This is a genomic window from Rhizobium bangladeshense (genome assembly GCF_001662075.1).
In the GTDB taxonomy this organism is placed as follows: Bacteria; Pseudomonadota; Alphaproteobacteria; order Rhizobiales; family Rhizobiaceae; genus Rhizobium; species Rhizobium bangladeshense_B.
Genome location: NZ_LYPL01000004.1, coordinates 316,073 through 333,085, shown reverse-complemented (window position 1 = coordinate 333,085; position 17,013 = coordinate 316,073). Strand labels below are relative to the sequence as shown.

20 protein-coding genes and 3 pseudogenes are annotated in these 17,013 nt (G+C 58.4%); 18 read left to right on the top strand and 5 right to left on the bottom strand.

Annotated features, from left to right (window positions below):
• Positions 1 to 7 precede the first annotated feature (7 nt).
• The 9 genes from A7X77_RS11480 (at position 8) to A7X77_RS11445 (ending at position 5,331) form a co-directional block, all read left to right on the top strand.
• Positions 8 to 832: an alpha/beta fold hydrolase gene (locus A7X77_RS11480; RefSeq protein ID WP_064683096.1), complete on the top strand. Its 825-nt coding sequence runs from the start codon at positions 8 to 10 to the stop codon at positions 830 to 832.
• 124 nt (positions 833 to 956) lie between these two features.
• Positions 957 to 1,874: an MBL fold metallo-hydrolase gene (locus A7X77_RS11475; RefSeq protein ID WP_064683031.1), complete on the top strand. Its 918-nt coding sequence runs from the start codon at positions 957 to 959 to the stop codon at positions 1,872 to 1,874.
• A gap of 22 nt (positions 1,875 to 1,896) precedes the next feature.
• Positions 1,897 to 2,256 (top strand): carboxymuconolactone decarboxylase family protein, encoded by a 360-nt coding sequence (locus tag A7X77_RS11470; RefSeq protein WP_064683030.1) that lies wholly within the window; start codon positions 1,897 to 1,899, stop codon positions 2,254 to 2,256.
• Between the two features lie 36 nt (positions 2,257 to 2,292).
• The gene (locus tag A7X77_RS11465) at positions 2,293 to 2,625 is read left to right on the top strand and encodes an SH3-like domain-containing protein (RefSeq protein WP_064683029.1); all 333 of its coding nucleotides are present in this window, start codon (positions 2,293 to 2,295) and stop codon (positions 2,623 to 2,625) included.
• Positions 2,626 to 2,627: 2 nt separating this feature from the next.
• Positions 2,628 to 3,305: a nitrile hydratase subunit alpha gene (locus A7X77_RS11460; protein ID WP_064683028.1), complete on the top strand. Its 678-nt coding sequence runs from the start codon at positions 2,628 to 2,630 to the stop codon at positions 3,303 to 3,305.
• The gene (locus A7X77_RS11455) at positions 3,305 to 3,655 is read left to right on the top strand and encodes an SH3-like domain-containing protein (RefSeq protein WP_064683027.1); all 351 of its coding nucleotides are present in this window, start codon (positions 3,305 to 3,307) and stop codon (positions 3,653 to 3,655) included. The genes A7X77_RS11460 and A7X77_RS11455 overlap by 1 nt, the downstream gene beginning before the upstream one ends.
• A complete protein-coding gene (locus A7X77_RS11450; protein ID WP_082928077.1) occupies positions 3,648 to 4,418 on the top strand; it encodes an aquaporin in 771 nt (256 codons plus the stop codon). The genes A7X77_RS11455 and A7X77_RS11450 overlap by 8 nt, the downstream gene beginning before the upstream one ends.
• Positions 4,419 to 4,458: 40 nt before the next feature.
• Positions 4,459 to 4,638, top strand: a complete 180-nt coding sequence (locus A7X77_RS32245; RefSeq protein WP_064711981.1) for a CbtB domain-containing protein — start codon at positions 4,459 to 4,461, stop codon at positions 4,636 to 4,638.
• Between the two features lie 9 nt (positions 4,639 to 4,647).
• Positions 4,648 to 5,331 carry a CbtA family protein gene (locus A7X77_RS11445; protein ID WP_064683026.1) on the top strand — a complete coding sequence of 228 codons (684 nt, stop codon included), beginning with the start codon at positions 4,648 to 4,650 and terminating at the stop codon, positions 5,329 to 5,331.
• Between the two features lie 8 nt (positions 5,332 to 5,339).
• Here the strand turns inward: A7X77_RS11445 and A7X77_RS11440 are convergent, their stop codons facing one another.
• Both A7X77_RS11440 and A7X77_RS11435 read right to left on the bottom strand, forming a co-directional pair.
• A complete protein-coding gene (locus tag A7X77_RS11440) occupies positions 5,340 to 6,521 on the bottom strand; it encodes a trans-sulfuration enzyme family protein (protein ID WP_064683025.1) in 1,182 nt (393 codons plus the stop codon).
• A gap of 83 nt (positions 6,522 to 6,604) precedes the next feature.
• Entirely contained in the window at positions 6,605 to 7,309 is a 705-nt protein-coding gene (locus tag A7X77_RS11435; RefSeq protein ID WP_064683024.1) for a hypothetical protein, read from the bottom strand.
• A gap of 222 nt (positions 7,310 to 7,531) precedes the next feature.
• On the opposite strand from A7X77_RS11435, the gene A7X77_RS11430 reads away from it, so the two are divergent.
• The 3 genes from A7X77_RS11430 to A7X77_RS11420 are packed head-to-tail and all read left to right on the top strand — an operon-like array spanning position 7,532 to position 9,297.
• Complete coding sequence (locus A7X77_RS11430; protein ID WP_064683023.1) at positions 7,532 to 8,521, top strand: zinc-dependent alcohol dehydrogenase family protein; 990 nt, start codon at positions 7,532 to 7,534, stop codon at positions 8,519 to 8,521.
• 54 nt (positions 8,522 to 8,575) lie between these two features.
• On the top strand, positions 8,576 to 8,884 hold the full coding sequence (locus A7X77_RS11425; RefSeq protein ID WP_064683022.1) for a tautomerase family protein: 309 nt from the start codon (positions 8,576 to 8,578) through the stop codon (positions 8,882 to 8,884).
• Positions 8,885 to 8,910: 26 nt separating this feature from the next.
• Positions 8,911 to 9,297: a DUF983 domain-containing protein gene (locus A7X77_RS11420; RefSeq protein WP_064683021.1), complete on the top strand. Its 387-nt coding sequence runs from the start codon at positions 8,911 to 8,913 to the stop codon at positions 9,295 to 9,297.
• A gap of 632 nt (positions 9,298 to 9,929) precedes the next feature.
• Here the strand turns inward: A7X77_RS11420 and A7X77_RS11415 are convergent.
• Entirely contained in the window at positions 9,930 to 10,241 is a 312-nt protein-coding gene (locus A7X77_RS11415; RefSeq protein WP_082928078.1) for a DUF982 domain-containing protein, read from the bottom strand.
• A gap of 235 nt (positions 10,242 to 10,476) precedes the next feature.
• Here A7X77_RS11415 and A7X77_RS11410 point away from each other — a divergent pair.
• Positions 10,477 to 11,905: pseudogene (locus tag A7X77_RS11410) on the top strand (ISNCY family transposase).
• 639 nt (positions 11,906 to 12,544) lie between these two features.
• On the opposite strand, the pseudogene A7X77_RS33920 reads toward A7X77_RS11410, so the two are convergent.
• A pseudogene (locus A7X77_RS33920) lies at positions 12,545 to 12,781 on the bottom strand (amylo-alpha-1,6-glucosidase); the annotation flags it as partial.
• Between A7X77_RS33920 and A7X77_RS32230 the strand changes: the two are divergent.
• The 4 genes and pseudogenes from A7X77_RS32230 to A7X77_RS11395 all read left to right on the top strand — a co-directional run.
• Positions 12,778 to 12,942: pseudogene (locus A7X77_RS32230) on the top strand (PHP domain-containing protein); the annotation flags it as partial. The pseudogenes A7X77_RS33920 and A7X77_RS32230 sit on opposite strands and share 4 nt — an antisense overlap.
• Before the next feature lie 606 nt (positions 12,943 to 13,548).
• Positions 13,549 to 13,755, top strand: a complete 207-nt coding sequence (locus A7X77_RS34400) for a DUF5655 domain-containing protein (protein ID WP_082928178.1) — start codon at positions 13,549 to 13,551, stop codon at positions 13,753 to 13,755.
• Between the two features lie 147 nt (positions 13,756 to 13,902).
• Entirely contained in the window at positions 13,903 to 14,352 is a 450-nt protein-coding gene (locus A7X77_RS11400; protein WP_064683019.1) for a ferritin-like domain-containing protein, read from the top strand.
• A 43-nt stretch (positions 14,353 to 14,395) separates the two neighbouring features.
• A complete protein-coding gene (locus tag A7X77_RS11395; protein ID WP_064683018.1) occupies positions 14,396 to 14,971 on the top strand; it encodes an alpha-ketoglutarate-dependent dioxygenase AlkB in 576 nt (191 codons plus the stop codon).
• 644 nt (positions 14,972 to 15,615) lie between these two features.
• On the opposite strand, the gene A7X77_RS11390 is transcribed toward A7X77_RS11395, so the two are convergent.
• Positions 15,616 to 15,879, bottom strand: a complete 264-nt coding sequence (locus tag A7X77_RS11390) for a DUF982 domain-containing protein (protein WP_064683017.1) — start codon at positions 15,877 to 15,879, stop codon at positions 15,616 to 15,618.
• Positions 15,880 to 16,221: 342 nt separating this feature from the next.
• Between A7X77_RS11390 and A7X77_RS11385 the strand changes: the two genes are divergently transcribed.
• A complete protein-coding gene (locus tag A7X77_RS11385; protein ID WP_064683016.1) occupies positions 16,222 to 16,896 on the top strand; it encodes a hypothetical protein in 675 nt (224 codons plus the stop codon).
• Positions 16,897 to 17,013: the final 117 nt, after the last annotated feature.

Below are 17,013 nucleotides of genomic sequence, written 5' to 3'. Positions count from 1 at the left end.
AAAGAAAATGGGCATGATCACAACGAAAGACGGGACACAGATTTTCTACAAGGACTGGGGCAAGGGGCAGCCTGTGGTTTTTCACCATGGCTGGCCGCTCAGCGGCGATGACTGGGACAACCAGATGCTATTCTTCCTGAGCAAGGGATACAGAGTGATCGCGCACGACAGACGTGGACACGGTCGCTCGACGCAGACCGCGATCGGCAACGATATGGACACCTACGCCGCCGACGTCGCGGAACTGGCGGAGGCACTCGATCTGAGGGACGCGATCCATGTCGGTCACTCTACGGGAGGCGGTGAGGTTACCCGCTATGTCGCCCGGCATGGGAAGGGCAGAGTCGCCAAGGCCGTAATCATATCGGCGATCCCGCCGGTAATGTTGAAATCCGACAGCAATCCGGGTGGCCTGCCGATCTCGGTGTTCGACGATCTCCGCGCCCAGCTCGCTGCCAACCGCGCGCAATTCTATCTCGACGTGCCAAGCGGCCCCTTCTACGGCTTCAACAGGAAGGACGCCAAGGTCTATCCGGGCCTGATCCAGAACTGGTGGCGGCAGGGAATGATCGGTGGCGCTGTCGCACATTACGAATGCATCAAGGTCTTTTCCGAAACGGACTTCACAGACGACCTCAAGAAAATCGAAGTCCCCGTTCTCGTGATGCACGGTGACGACGACCAGATCGTTCCGATCGCGGACGCCGCACTCCTGTCGATCAAGCTGCTCAAGAACGGCACGCTGAAAGTCTACAAAGGCCTGCCGCACGGAATGTGCAGCACCCATCCGGATATCATCAACCCCGATCTGCTGGCGTTTTTCCAGGCATGATCGCTCGGCGGACAGGCGGCTTCAGGTGAACCCCAAGCTTCCTGGAGCCGCTCCGCTTTTTCGAAGAGGACATGCCATGGCACAGGATTTCAGGATTTCACGCCGCGGATTTTGCCTATGCTGTATGGCCGCCTCTACCTTTGCCGCCACGGGAGGCTGGCTTAGCCCTCCTGAGGTCTTCGCAAAGGCACAGGGCATCGTCGACATGATCCGCGATGAAGCTGCGAAGGCACCGATCAAGGTCCACAAGGCAAGAGCCGGCGTTTCGATCCTGGAAGGATCGGGCGGCAACATAGCCGTGCTGACCGGAGGCGACGGCAAGGTGCTGATCGACGGGGGGATAACCGCCTCTCGTCCCAGAATACGCGACGCCCTTGCCGGATTGGGCAAACAGCCTGTCCGGCATCTGATCAACACCCACTGGCACTTCGATCACACCGACGGAAACGAATGGCTGAACGGCGAAGGAGCGGCGATCCTCGCCCATGAAAACACAAAAACCCATTTGATGGCCGTTCAAAGGGTTGACGACTGGGACTTCGAATTCCCCAGGCCGCCGCTCGCCGCTGTGCCTTCCGAGACCGTCGGTGACGAGATGTCTCTGGAGTTGAACAAGTCGACGCTGATGCTCAAGCACCATCCGAACGCCCACACCGACGGCGACATCTCGGTCGCGTTCGGCGAAGCCGACATCGTTCACACCGGAGACCTCTACTGGAACGGCATCTACCCGTTCATCGACTACTCTACGGGCGGTGGCATCGACGGGAAAATCAAGGCCGTGGAGGAAATCCTCTCGAGCGTCGGCGAGAAGACAATCGTCATCCCCGGTCACGGCCAGCCGCTCAGCAAGAAGTCGGAGCTTAGCGACTATCGAACGATGCTCGTCGATATCCGCGGTAACGTCGCCAAGCTCAAGTCGGAGGGCAAGCCCGTCGATGCGGTGATCGCCGCCAAGCCAACCGCGGCGTTCGACACGAAGTGGGGGCAATTCGTCATCTCGCCCGACTTTTTCGCACGTCTTGTCTACCACGGCGTTTGATGCCGCAACGCGGAGCCATCCTATGTCGATGATCGACTGGAATGCCTACCACAGTCAGGTGCTTGCCGGAGTTGGCGAGCTGGCGGCGCTGAGCCCGGACGTCATCCGCGGTTATCAAGCGATCGGGGGAGCAGCCAGAAAGACCGACCTCCTCGGGTCGAAGGTCAACGAGTTGATAGCTTTGGCTGTCGCGGTTTCCCTGCGCTGCGACGGCTGCATCGTTGTCCATACAGAGGCTGCGCTCAAAGCAGGCGCGACACGAGAGGAAATCGCCGAGGCGCTCGGCACAGCGATTGGTGTCAACGCAGGGGCAGGTCTTGTCTACTCCACACGCGTGATGGATGCCTTCAAAGCCAAGACACAGGACAAACGCGAAGTCTGACAACGGGGAGCGAGTAGCTTCTGAAAGGACATCGAAATGACAGCGCAATCGATCGCACAGGCAGTTGTCGCCGCGTTCGGCGAGACGCCGACTTTCAAAGTTGGCGACTTGGTACGGACCGGCACGCGGTTTCCAGTCGGGCACTATCGGCTTCCGATGTATCTCCGTGGGAAATCAGCTGTCGTTGAACGCGTTATCGCGACGATGGGTGTCGACAACGAGGAAGAGGGGTTCGGACGCAACGCTGGCTCCAAAGGCCATTACTACCGCATCGCTATTCCTCTGTCACAGATTTGGGCCGACTACAGAGGCCCGGCTTCGGACGGACTCAGGGTCGAGGTCTTTGAAAATTGGCTGGAAAGGATTTGACCATGGAGACGGAAGACAACGATCACGATGGCCATGATCATGGCCATGGCGATGCAGGGCATTCTCATCCGCACCAGGAAATAACGATCGCGGATGCTCCCGGCTACTACGACTTGATGGAAACCGCAGTGCGGGAGCTGTTGATCGAGCGCCGGCTCTTCGGCGCGGGCGAGATACGAAGACAGATCGAGGTGCTGGACTCCCGCACGCCGGCACTGGGTGCCAAAGTCGTGGCTCGCGCATGGGTAGACGAGGGGTTCCGGCGGCGGTTGCTCGATGACGGGCGCAAGGGGTGCGAGGAGCTGGGGATCACCTTCTACGACGACACGCAGTTGATCGTCCTCGAAAACACGCCGAAGGTCCACAACCTCATCGTATGCACGCTGTGTTCATGCTACCCGCGGCCCGTCTTGGGTCTTCCGCCCGACTGGTACAAGCTGAAGCCATATAGGGCCCGCGCCGTGTACGAACCGCGAGCCGTTCTCGAGGAATTCGGGACGCATATCCCAGACGGGGTCGAGATCATCGTCAGCGATTCGACCGCCATGGTGCGCTACCTGGTGCTGCCGATGAGACCGCCCGGAACGGAAACGATGTCTGAAGAGGACCTCGCGGCTTTGGTGACCCGCGACGCAATGATCGGCGTGATCCCTGTCGAATATCAAAAGGAGGCGGCGTGATGTCCAGTGAACTCCTCGTCAAGAAGCTTCCAAACGACATCGGAGGCGAAGCCAGCGGCAAGATCGAACGGGTGGAGCACGAACTGCTCCCGTGGGAAAAGCGCTGCCACGCACTCGCCGACGTCCTTGATTTTCACAAGATCATCAACACTGAAGAGAAGCGCCGAGGCGTCGAAGCGCTCGGTTCGGAGATGATCGGGAAACTGTCGTATTACGAGCGCTGGATCGTAGCCTTCGCGAACATTCTCTTCCAGAAGGGCATTCTCACGCCAGGTGACCTCGCCGTCAAAATGGCGGAACTGGAAGCTCGGCACACGCACGAAATAACTCGGCCGCACCCCAATGCCTGACAACGCCCGGGAGGCATCCTGCTTTTTCGAAATCGATGGGTCGCTGCCGATATTGCGGCGCTCGTTTGTAGAAGCGGTCGGAACATGTCTTCTTACCGTCGCGATGGTAGGATCGGGTCTGGCCGTGCAGCAAAAGCAGGCCGACGAGCCTTTGGTCGCGTCGATCATCATTGCGGTCTCGATCGCTGGGTCATTGGTTGGTCTAATCGTTGCCCTGGGGAAAGTTTCCGGCGGACATTACAATCCGCTGATTACAATCGGACAATGGCTCCGCGGGGAGCGGGCCACGGCGTGCACCATATCCTACGTCCTGAGTCAGATTGCCGGAGGCATATGCGGCTCATTGATCGCCACATTCATGTTCCAGGAAACGGTCAGGCCTTCGTTTGGGGAAACCCCGTCAATGGGGCTTGCAGTCAGCGAGTTGGTGGCCGCGGCAGGGCTTCTGATCATTGTCATAAGCTGTGCGCGAAGCAGTAAATGGGACACTGGTCCCTTCGCGGTCGGGGCCTGGCTAACGGCGGCGATCCTGGCGACACCGTCGACGTCCTACGCGAACCCCGCCGTCACGATCGCGGCGACTTTCGCAGAAGGCCCTGTGTCTCTGAGCTTGCCAACGGCCGCCACTTTCGCTGTCGCCCAACTGCTCGGCCTGGTCGCCGCGCTGCTGGTGACCCGGATAGCTTTCGGGGGTGCCCCGGCGCAGGATAACCGATCCCAGGGCCTAGCCGGGGAGCGGGCCCGCGATCCGTCCGGACTGTAATGATCAACCGAAACGTTGTCGATCAACGAAAGGAACGAAGATGACAGCCATTACAAAGAAAAAACCGATCGCAGTCGGATTTACCGCAAGGGTTCTTTCCCTTTGCGCCATGGCGGTCCTGGGCGGGCTTCTCGTAGGTGGCGTGGGATTTGCAAACATCCCGGCGCTCCACGACGCCGCGCACGACGTCCGTCATACCCTGAGTTTTCCCTGCCACTGAGGTGCGGCTGTGAGCCATTTTCAGCGATTGTTCTTTCTGGCGTTGCTCGCCGGTGTAATCGGAGGCGTGCTTGCCTCCGCCCTCAACATCGCGGTCAACGTGCCGATCATCCTACAAGCCGAGGTTTTCGAGCATGGCTCCGAACACGCGGCGGCGGGGTACCAAGCTCTTCATGAGCACGGCGAGAGCGCGGCCCTCGGAAGGAACTTCCCCACCTTGGCGGCAATGATACTCGCATTCGTCGGATACGCGTTTCTCGTCACCGTCGTCGCGGAAGTGAGCGGCGGGTTGCAAAGCTGGTGGTCGGGGCTGTTGTGGGGTGCGGGTAGCTTCCTGGCAGTCGGCCTCGTACCTGCACTTGGCCTGCCACCTGAGCTTCCGGGAATGCCAGCTGCCGATCTCGTTCAACGGCGGCTCTGGTGGCTCTCCTGTGCGGCCTGCACCGCAGTCGCATTGCTCTTGATTGCGAGGTTTCAGCGTGCTCCCGCGTATCTCGTTTCCGCCTTGCTTCTAGCAGCACCCTTTCTGTACGGAGCGCCTGTCGCTCCCGACGCCGCATCGCTCGTTCCCGATGACCTGCATCGGCTATTTGTGCTAGGGACCCTTACAGCGGGCTTCCTCGCATGGCTGGCCATGGGCGTGACCCTTGGTTTCCTTCGATCACAGAAACGGTTGCAAACTGTTCCGGGCTAGACGATGCGTCATCGATAGCCACGTGCGCGGGACGCAATTTCCGCTAGGAGCGCATCGATGTCGTCCAGGAGGTCGCGTTGGTCTTCCAAGCCGACACTCATCCGCAGGATCAGATCGTCTCCTGGCCAGCTTGTCGCAGATCGGTGCGCTTTGACCGACATCGGCGCGACGAGGCTCCTCGTGCCGCCCCATGACGCTCCGATCGCAAAAGTCTTCAGGACGTCTAGCGATGGCGGAACATGGCCGGCTATTCCAGGTGCGAAAACCACACCGAAAACCGCAGATGCACCAAGGAAGTCGCGCCTCCAGATCGGATTTCCGGGATCGGATGGTAATGCGGGATGTATCACCCGTTGAACGATTTCTGACTCTTGAAGTCTTCCGATAAGAGACATCGCCACTTCGTAAGCGTGCCGCATCCGGACGCCCAGGGTCTCCATGCCTCTCAATACCATCGAGGCGTCGTCCGGCGAAACAGAGATACCCAATCGACCGAGCGTGGACCGGATCGGAGCGACGAGCTGCTCCTCGCGAACAGTCAGCGATCCCAATAACAGGTCAGAGTGGCCTGAGATGTATTTGGTTAGGCCTTCGGTGACGATGTCGGCTCCGTGAGTGAGGGGCTTGTAGTTAAGCGGCGTCGCCCAGGTATTATCGCAGCCGACCAGTGCGCCGTGGCGATGTGCGATCGCGGCAATCTTCGGCAGGTCCTGCACTTCCATCGTCGTGGAACCTGGTGACTCGCACCAGACGATCTTCGTTCGATTATCGATCTTGGTTTCAAGGTCGGCGAGATCGACAGGATTGTAGTAGCTCACTTCCACGCCGAAACGCGCGAGGTCGGTATTAGCGAAATCGCGCATCGGCGGGTAGGTGGAGTCGGTTATCAGGATGCCGTCGCCAGCCTTGAGGAACGGCAGGACCGCGATCGTATTGGCGGCTTGTCCCGAGGGCACGAGAAAGGTTCTCGCACCTTGCTCAAGCGCCGTCAGCTTTGCCTCCAGAGTTCTCGTGGTCGGCGTGCCGTAGAGGCCGTAACTGTATCCGTCTGGACCGCGATCTCCGCGGTTCGAATAGTCCTCGGCGTTGTCGAACACGATTGTCGACGCCCGGTGGACGCCGACGGCTAGCGACTTGAAGCCTTCAATCTTGACTTCGGGTGTCATGACGCAGCGGGTGAGGTCTTTCATCGATGCTTCTTTCTTCGCCAGATGGGTTCAGCTACGGCCTCATCGGCCTCATACACAGGTGCGTTTGGTCGGGGAACGCCGAGCTACGAAAAAACGAGATTGGTGAGCTCGACAGATATCAGTTCACGCGCGGTGTCGGGCGTTAGGTCTGGGCGTCGGGGATAGCCTGTAAGTGACGTTGGCATCCTCAAGCCGCTCACATCGACGTAGTCCGTGACAAGCTCGCACACCGTCATGCCCGAGCCGCGATCGACGTCATAGTCGTGCCGCCGCAGGAGGAAGTTGGCGTCGAAGAAGAAATCCTGAACACGAGCGGGGGTGGAAAGCTCGGGAGGGAATTCCGCCCTCAAGACGCGCCATTGACCACCCGCTTCGTTCCATGGGACGAGTTCGCTTATCTCCACTCCTTCGGTCCCCAGCATGAAGGGCGAGGTCAGCAGTGATCGCACGGTGGAGCACGTCATCAGGACACCCGACAGGGGGGCAATGGGTGGCCCGAACTGCGGGTGCGCGAGGTGGGCATCCTCGAGCCGCATGACTGCCGCGCCGTCTTTTCGAGTAACGGACAGTCGGTTGCAATCGAGGTCGCTTAGGCAATCGATACATCCCAGTGGCTCGACTGTGACCCTGTTCCGGTGAATGATGACCGTCACTTGCCTGGATGTTTCGGTCGAGCCGGCCGGACAGAACGGACCTTTGATGCTCGCCATTGCATTGGCAACTCGACACCTGTTCCAGTTCGTCAGACCTCCATGCGCGGCGATGACCTTGTCGAGCAGTCTGTCCACTTTCAGCCCCCATAACCGCGGCCGCTCCGCCTGACCGAAGATGCCGCCAGAAAGAGGGTACTCCTTTCCAGCAAGATCGAAATAATACGTTCCATTAGTGCGCGAAGCGCAGGCGCGGATCGCAATCTCGCGTGAAAGCCGCTCGCCCCTAAAGGTATATATGATTTCCAGTCTGCGGAAGTTGGCGCACTGTCCCGGAACACAATCATCAGGAGACAGAAGATGCCGACGATGAAAGCTGCGGTCGTCGAGGCCGCCAATGGGCCCTTCAGGATAGCAGACATCCCGCACCCACGACCCGGGCGCAGCCAGGTTCTGGTCCGTGTGAAAGCAAGCGGGGTCAATCCTCTCGACACGAAAATCAGGGCGGGAGCCGCAGCCCATGCGAAGCACGGCTTTCCCGCGGTACTCGGTATCGACTTGGCTGGTGTGGTGGCAGAAGTGGGAGAGGGCGTAACCCGCTTTTCGGCGGGTGACGAGGTTTACGGAATGACCGGCGGCGTCGGCGGCAACCAGGGGTCACTCGCTGAATACGCCTCGGTCGACGAGCGGCTATTGGCGGTAAAACCGTCAAATCTGACGATGCGCGACGCGGCCGCGCTTCCCTTGATTTTCATCACCGCATGGGAGGGTCTCGTTGACCGTGTCAACCTCCAGGCAGGTCAAAGTCTTCTGGTGCTAGGCGCGGGCGGCGGCGTTGGGCATATCGCCGTACAGATCGGCATTGCTCTAGGGGCAAAAGTCTATGCGGTCGACTCCGCTGCCAAGACTGAATATCTCCGCGGTCTCGGAGCAACACCGATCGACTACGGTGCGGCGGACGTCGATAGCTATGTGGCGAAGCATTCCGCCGGCAAGGGCTTCGATGTGGTCTACGACACGGTCGGCGGTGCGGGACTGGACACCGCTTTTAAAGCCGTTGGCCGGTTCGGTCATGTCGTGAGCTGTCTTGGCTGGGGAACACACGCACTGGCCCCGTTATCATTTAAGTCGGCAACCTACTCCGGTGTGTTCACCTTGATCCCCCTGCTGACAGGCGAGGGACGGGAGCATCACGGCGATATCATGCGCGAGGCGACGAAGCTCGTGGAAGCGGGGAAGGTCTCGCCAAGGGTCGATCCAAGAAGATTCACGTTGGACGATGCAGCGAGCGCGCATGAGCTGATGGAGAACCGAAAGGCCAACGGCAAGCTCGTCATCGAGGTCCACTGACGGACGCAATTGTCTGATCCGTGGCAACGTTTTCACATCACAGAGGAGATATCCATGCCCTTCGTCAACATCAAACTCGTAGACGGCGTCTTTACCAGCACCCAAAAACACGCGCTAGCGAAGGCGATCACAGACGTGATGGTGAAGTTCGAAGGCTCGGAGGCCTTCAGGTCAGTCACATGGGTTCTGATCGAGGAACTGCACACGGATGGCTGGCACATAGGCGGCGAACCCTTCTCCGGCCCACCCTCATTGATGGCAACCCTCGGCAGATCGAAGGCCGTGTACGAGATGATCGACGGGAACCCGACGTCCCGTGACGAGTTCGCTTCGATGCTGCCGGCGAAAACGGACGGGATTTGATTCATCAACGTTCACGAAGGTCGAGGATGACAAACGACTACAACGAGACGACGTTCCCCGCCCTCACGGGGATTAAAGGGCGCTGCCCGCGTTGTCAGCGCGGCCATCTCTTCAATGGTTTCCTTTCGCTGGCTCCGGCCTGTGAGGTTTGTGGCCTGGACTATTCCTTCGCAGACCCCGCTGATGGACCAGCATTTTTTTCGATGAGCATTGTCGCCGTTCCTGCGCTCGGATTCGCGCTATGGCTCCAGTTCACTTTCGACATTCCGCTTTGGGTACATCTCCTTGTGACGCTGCCACTGACGGTGGTGGCATGCGTCGCGTTGCTTAGACCCCTGAAGGGTTGGCTGGTTTGCTCCCAATATTTCCACAAAGCGGAAGAAGGAAAGATCGATACGGAGTGGCGAGGGTAACTGAGGCCCGGCACTTCTTTAACGCATGCGCCGGTTCCGTCTTTCGGGCATGGCGTCATCAGTTCACGCCAACACTCCCGACATCGCAGGCAGCGTTCTTGTCCCGGATCGGATGCGGCGTCCCCTTTAGTGCGTCATGCGACGTTCGATGACATTTCAAATTCATAGTTTGGCGGGAGCGCGAGGCGGCTTATCTCGTCTACCGCTTCGCAGAGAGGAGTGCCCAAGCACGACGTATCTTCTGAAGCCGCGAGGAAATCTGCTGCGGTGGAGGGGCAGATATTCCATTGCGAAAATCAGCCAAGGCCTGAGCCTCCAGCCTCGTTCTCTCGCTTGACCATTGCTGGTCAACTATTGGCTTGCCGGTCTGGTGATCTATGATCGCCCACGACCCGTTCTCGAGTGCTTGTATCTGGTAGCGCTGCATTCTCAAGCCATAGAGTTGGATGCGCCTATATCAGCCTGAAATCTCTTTGAAATCAACAGGGAGGGAATGCTGCTTCATAGATACTTTGGTTAGATGGTGAACCTCCGGTTACCGTGGGCGAGCGGCAACCTCCATTCAGCTCGCATGCGGACAATGACCTGATTCCGGGATGTCGATCTGCCTGCGTGTGCGTGCCATGCAAAAGTTACGCACTAGCATGTAGTTGCGAGTCGGTTTTCATTGTTGTCTTGGTGACTATAGTTATCGCTGCGGTGCCCGCTTCATCGGCCGTATGCAGACACGCATCCCGAAATTGCTCCGGAGCGATCTGACCGATGATCGCATCGACGCAAGCCGTCACCGCAGTGACATATTCTTCGCCATCATCCAAAGGCCAGTCCTTGAGCAGCAAATGTGCAGCGTCGCCGATCCGGTTTGCCTCGTGTGAGTAGTGACGAGTTGTTTCCCTCGCGCTGAGCACCAGGGCGAAACCAAAAGCCCGAATGGGCGAATACATGTGGGTTTAGGCAAGACTTAGTGCCCAGCGACAAAGTCGCGCGCTACAACGGATTCCGGAAGTTCCATAAATCGGTGTTACGCCGCAAAGCTTTGTAGCGGCTATTTAGTAATGCGACAGTTGGGCCAGTTAGAGATGCGACAGTCTCGCCTCTCGACGCGCTGGTCAAAGCCAACGTTGGGAGCAAGGATGACGATCTTCAGCCTGGTCGAGACCAGGAGCGGTCGGAGCCGTCATGTCCTTTATGATCACCATGTCGCAGAAAGAATTGCATCGCCTCGAAGTCATCCAGAAGATCCATGACGAACGCCTGAGCGTTGTCCGGGCCGCCGAACTGCTGGGCCTTAGCCGAAGTCAGATGCACAGGCTGCTACAGGCCTATGACCGGGATGGTCCAGCCGGGCTCGTTTCCAAGAAGCGATCGCAGCCGAGCAACCGGCGCCATAGCGAGGAGTTTCGCAATGCGGCGCTGGATCTGATCCGGGAGCGCTATCTGGATTTCGGTCCGACGCTGGCTCGCGAGAAGCTGATCGAGCTGCACCGGATCTCGGTGGCCAAGGAAACGCTGCGTCAATGGATGACCGAGGCCGGTATCTGGGTCTCGCGGCGTGAGCGCAAGAAGCGGGTTTTCCAGCCGCGCGGCCGGCGCGACTGTTTCGGTGAGTTGGTTCAGATCGATGGCTCGCATCATTGGTGGTTCGAGAACCGCGGCCCCAAATGCGCCCTGCTGGTCTATACCGATGATGCGACCGGCAAGCTGCTGCATCTGCGGTTCGCTGGATCAGAGAACACGTTCGACTATCTGCATGCGACAAAGGCTTATCTGCAGCAATGGGGCAAACCACTGGCGTTCTACAGCGACAAGCACAGCGTCTTTCGCTCGACTAATGCATCGGAGAAAGACCGGACGAGCGGGCTAACGCAGTTTGGACGTGCGCTCTATGAGCTGAACATCGACATTATCTGCGCCAACACTCCGCAAGCCAAAGGCCGTGTGGAGCGCGCCAACCAGACGCTGCAGGATCGGCTGGTGAAGGAGTTGCGGCTTCGCAGTATCGATACGATCGAGGCTGCCAACGCCTATGCATCAGAATTCATTGCGGATTTTCAATTCGCGGTTCGGCAAGCAACCGCGCAATCCGAAGGACATGCACCGGCCGCTGGCCGATCATGAGAACCTTGATGGCGCCATGTGTAGGAAAGAAGCTCGCACGCTGTCGCAATCCCTGACGCTGCGCTATGACAAAGTCCTCTTCGTTCTCGAACCCAGTGCTGTCTCCAGACCCTTGGCAGGCAAGAAGGTCGTGGTTTGCGACTATCCGGATGGACGCCTCGAGATCATGCATGAGAGTTACGTCCTACCTTACAGAACCTTTGACACCTTGCGGTCGGTTCATCGGTCAGTTGTTGTCGAGAACAAGCGTCTGGATGACGTGCTCTCGGTCATCATAGAACAGCAGGCAGGGCGGGACCAGCAGCGCAGCAAAAGCGGCCCTCGTCGCACTGGACAGACAGATCATATGTTTGGCATTCGCGACGGCAGCACGAGCAACGGATATCAGAAGCGCGGGCGCAAGCCGGGTAAAAGGAAGGATTTCATGAGCGATCCGGACGTGATTGCTAGGCGACAGAAAGCTCTGGCTCGTATGGAGGCTGCAGAATGAATGGTGGCGAGCATATCTCAAAGCTAAAGCCGAAGGCATCTCATCCGCCCCCGCTCCTCCCTTGCAACCCGGCCCAGCCGGTCGGATCGGGGGCTGATCCGAAGCGCAAGTGTCGCGTTTCCAATTGGCTGGAACCGTCGCGGCTCTAACCAGCTTTGACAAGCTTTCCAGCCGCAGCTGGCGAAAGAGAGGTAGGTCGGCGGTTCGAACCGGTTCAAGACCGGCGTTATCTCACTTCTTGGTCACGCCGCTCATGCGTTTGGTCAAAAATCCTCCACGGGCCGTCGCCGTCGGCAGAACTCGGCTATTCTACTCAAGCGATCCAGGAGCCGTGCAATCGTTAGCCCGATCAACAGCAAGAGCGGAGCAGCCAGAGGGCAAACCAAATCACCGGCTCCTACCAATCCAAAAACGCTCCGACGAGCGCTCCAGTGACGGAGGCCGCAAGTGAGAGCAGCAGGCCACCGATCGCGCCGGCGGCCACCGCTGCGATGAAAGCGGATATCACAAGCAGGACACAGACAATACTAAGCATACACGTCTCTTGCGGCGAAGGCGGAAGTGAGTACATCCGGGTGCGAACTTTGGTCATGATGCGCCCGCAGGCTAGTCTGGCCTATTGCTCTCATTGCAGCCTGCTCATGAGGTTGACACCACCTTGATATCGCCCCGGCGATCGATGACGTCGACGACCACATGCCGCCCCGATCGGCACAGTGCGACGTCAACCGAGCAATTCGAAAGCCGCAGGTTCCGCAGCATGACATCCTCCAGGAAAGATGGCAGGGTAGGCTCGCCAAAACTGACCTGCCGACCATGCGGGTCGAAGTCCAGGCCCAAGCACGATTGCAGCAGTGACAGAGGAGCCGATCGTGCGGCACGAGCTCGACCTCATCCGCACCATGAAATACGCTCCTTATTTTCTGACCGTTTTCTCGATCGTGCGCTATGCGGGGTCTGAGGGCATTCTTTGCCAGGGGAGGGGCTCCGCCGCCAACAGCGCCGTCTGCTACATTCTCGGCATCACCAGTATCGAGAGCGCCGCTATCTTGTCGCCATCAAGAACCCGCGCAACGAATTTAAGACGCTCGTCCATACGGTTGCACTCCTGCCAAGGCACCTTCGCTCTCCTCGCAAAGGCCAAAAGTGTAACCCATGTCTCCGGTATGAACTGTCACCCTTCTCTCGGGAAGGACTGAGGACCATTCCGGCCGTTCGCACAGGCCCAACGAGTTCCTGAAAGCTGACAGCCGGCTTAGCCCTAAGTGTCTCATATCGGCGGTCCATTCTCAACGATTGAAGTTTGATGTGCCAAGCCGTCACCGGTGAGCCAGTTCGTCACATGCGCTTGTGGGCCCGCCGGTCCATGAGACTGGCAATTTCGGGTGGAACCTGCCGTGGCGGCTCGGGTTAGCGAGATGCTCCGGAATCCTATAGCGGGATTATTCGCTCTCAATCGCTTCGAAAAACCAGAGATATTGAAACATCATGACTATAGAAAACAAGATGACGGGTGATTTCAGAAGCAAGCCAAAAACCATGGAGATGGCTGAAAAGATCATCACCTTTACGAAGGGGCTCGGGCCGAGCCGCCATGAGATAAAGGGCCAAATGACCTTTGCAGGAAGCGCAAATTTCTTTGGATGTGGACTTACGGTGGCACGGGCGATGGCACATTGTACCTCACGGTCTGCTTGGATCGTGAGGTGAAGGATCCGCATTTTCACTACGTGAAGCAGACCAGCCCGACACGGTGGAATCACCACGTAGTCGTAAAATCGCTCAATCAGATTGAGAGCCCATGGTTTAAAGACCTGGTCAAAGCGGGGTATGACTTCGCCAACAAGTAGACTAACCTTTGCGAACTCACTCGCAGACGCAGGTTGGGCACGGCGGCCGACGGCGACCCTGCTGGCCGCTGTCGTTCTCAACCGTCGTCGGAAGGGAACCAGATTTCGCGTAAAAGGTTTGTCCTCCTCAACCGACAGGAGGATCACATGGTAACGATGGTAGGCAACGAGTCCGACATCAAAGGTTTGGTCAAGGATCTGATCTATCTTGAGCATGACGCGATCGCTGCGTATGATTCCTGTATTGCTCGCCTCGACAACAAGAAGTTTGCGAGCCAGATCGCCAGCTTCAAGCAGGATCACCTGCAGCATCTTGAGGTACTAAACGAGATGGCGCGCGAGCTTGCGATCGAGGCCCCGACGAGGGGCGACATGAAACAGATACTGACGACCGGCAAGGTCGCCCTCGCCGACCTAATGGGGGATGCCGCGATCCTCAAAGCAATGAAAACGAATGAAGATGATACCGTGACCGCCTACGAGCGGGCCTCGCGTCACCAAGACGCTATACCGGCCTCGAAAGCGTTCTTCATCAAGGCGCACCAGGACGAGGAACGGCATCGGGCGTGGATGGATATGACCGCGAAGGCTTTGTGACCTGGCACGGTACGGGATAGAACGCGAGATCAGCGACATCGCGATGAACCGAACGCACCAAGGAGACCTGTTTTCCCAAGCCGAAGCGGAACTGCCTGAAGGCTTCCGCTACGGAGCAACCGTTGTTCCGGAAGCCGAGCAGTCCCGTCTCCTCGAGCAAATACCTTTGTTGCCGCTCAAACCTTTCGATTTTCACGGCTTCGAGGGAAAGAGAAGGGTAGTCTCCTTTGGGTGGAAATACGACTTCGAGACAGAAAGAATGAAGCCCGCCGAGAGGATCCCAGATTTCCTTCTTCCCGTGCGTGAGCTTGCCGCCGCCTTTGCCGGAATCGAGGCCGGCCTGCTGGAGCAAGCGCTAGTCAGCGAGTATGGCGAAGGCGCGCCGATCGGATGGCACAAGGACAAAAGGGTATTTGGCAGGATCGTCGGCGTCTCGCTACTATCTCCATGCACATTCAGGCTGAGACGGCGGGCTGGTTCCAAGCGGCAGCGCGTCTCGCTCACCGTCGAGCCAGGATCAGCATATCTGCTGTCTGGGCCGGCGCGAAGCGACTGGGAGCATTCCATTCCGCCGGTCGACGAACTGCGCTATTCGATCACGTTTCGCGAAATGAGTTGATCGATGATAAGTTGGTGACCCTACAAACGGCTGCTGCTGATACGACTGCAGGGCTCACGAATAGAGTGGTGATCGTTGCTAGCGCGGTCGGCTGGTTCTCGATGTTTCTTCCCGACCGGGCCGTCCTCTGAGGGCGGCCGCCGCGTGTGGCGGCCAGCTCGTTCGTGGCCGCGACCCCGCGTTGAGCACCAAAATATCGGGCTTGATCACGGCACGAATTTGATGTGCGTCGTCCCTGACATCGGCGGCGACCGTTGTTGTGCGCAGCGGCCGTCTCCAGAGCATTGGATTGGGGTGCCACTGTTACTCTGGCCCCTGTTGCAGGACGATGTGCCCTGCCCATCAGAAGTCATTCGGCCCAAGCGCTCGGGATAAGAGAGCCTTGAGACTGACCGCGTGCCCCTTTCCGACAACTCGAAGATTGCCGGGAACAAGAATCTAACGCCTGGCGAATGCGAGTGCGGTCGCTCGTCCAATGCCGCTTGATGCGCCGGTGATGACGACTGATGCTCCTCGAAGGTCCTGCATGTGCTGGTGGCTCCCTCTGGATGATGGCGTTGTGATTTCGGCGCAGTACAGTTCGATGGCTTGTTCGGTCCTAAGCGCTTCGCCGCGGCTGGAAACCAATACGACCTGCGGAGTGATCACGAAGCCAGCATTCGTGCTTCCTGGGCTGCCAAGATAAATGCGTCGCGAGCGGCCTCGCAAGGAAATCGTTTCTGCAATGCACGCAGACACTTTAGCCGGGCTTCGTCGTAACAGGTGCCGGAGGTCACCGGCCACCTGTAGGAAAGATATTGAAGGCCCTCTTCAGGGCCTCGGACGGATTCGACGAAGCCTCTGCCGACTCTGACTTGAACTACTTTCCAGGCAACAGTGAAGTCGCTTTCGATGACTAAGGTGCTCATTAGACCCTCCTTTCGTGGCGACAACAAACATTTGACCGGCCGGTTCCTTCCTGTACTTTTCCGCACAGATCAGCCTGGTACACAACCGGACCCTCAGTGAAAGGCAGGTCGGGAAGGATTGACATCAGCTGGCGTGAAGGACGACCTTTTTGAAGTAGCCACGTCCAGTGCACCAGCTGCGCGAGCCAGAAGCGCTTCCGTCTCTATCGGTGAAGTGCATGCCAGACTGCTTGGTGGCCTCCGTTGTCGCCGGTGCACGAGCATGCTCCGATCAATCGCAGGTCTGTGCGAGGTTGCAGCTCATGGTGCCCGAGCATTCAACCCGCCGCTCTGCAGGATCTTATGGCGCCGCGTTTCAATGCTGCGGCTTCGGCGTCGGATGTGTGCGAATCTGAGTGTCTTTGGCTGCACCGTCAGCTGAGCGTGCTCTTGATGCTCTTCCAGGTCATCATCGACAATGCGCACAAGCTAGAAGCCGCGGCTCTACGCTCGCTCATCGATGCGGCCCCGGAGCTTCGATTTCTTTGCCTTGCCCAGCCGTGGGACGGCGCGAGCGAAATCGAGGCCACTTACTCGATGGAAGCAGAGCGCCTTGGTGGCTGGTCAACTGATGAGATTGCGGCGGAGTTCAAGGACGGCGGAATCCCGACCTCCATCGAGAACGCCATTCGCGTGCGAGGGCTAACCGGCGGGCTCCCGCTATATGTTCAAAATGCCGCGGCGATCGCCGCTCATGAATTCGCCGCTGATGTATTGGCCTTCTGCGACGCTATCGAGAAACGAACCAATGACAGGGAAACGGCGCAAGAAATTATCCTGCGAGCGATGTTCGAGAGCATGGACGATGTTAAGGTAAACGCGTATCTTAGCTTTCTGGAGCTGCCAATCACCAGGGACGAGCTTTTCGCTATGCTGGGCGAGAGTGGTCTGAAGGATCAATCAATAGCTTCGTCCCTTACAAAACTGCGGCGATCATCTTCTCATCGGGTTTCAGGGGAGCCGTATCGCGCTCCATGACGCCGTTCGACCCCTCGCGACGGACGCACGTCCTCAACTGGAGGAGGGTGAGGTTACCGTTGCGCTGACCAAGCTGGCGTTGCTCTTGATTGAGACCCTTCCAAGGAAAAGGGATGT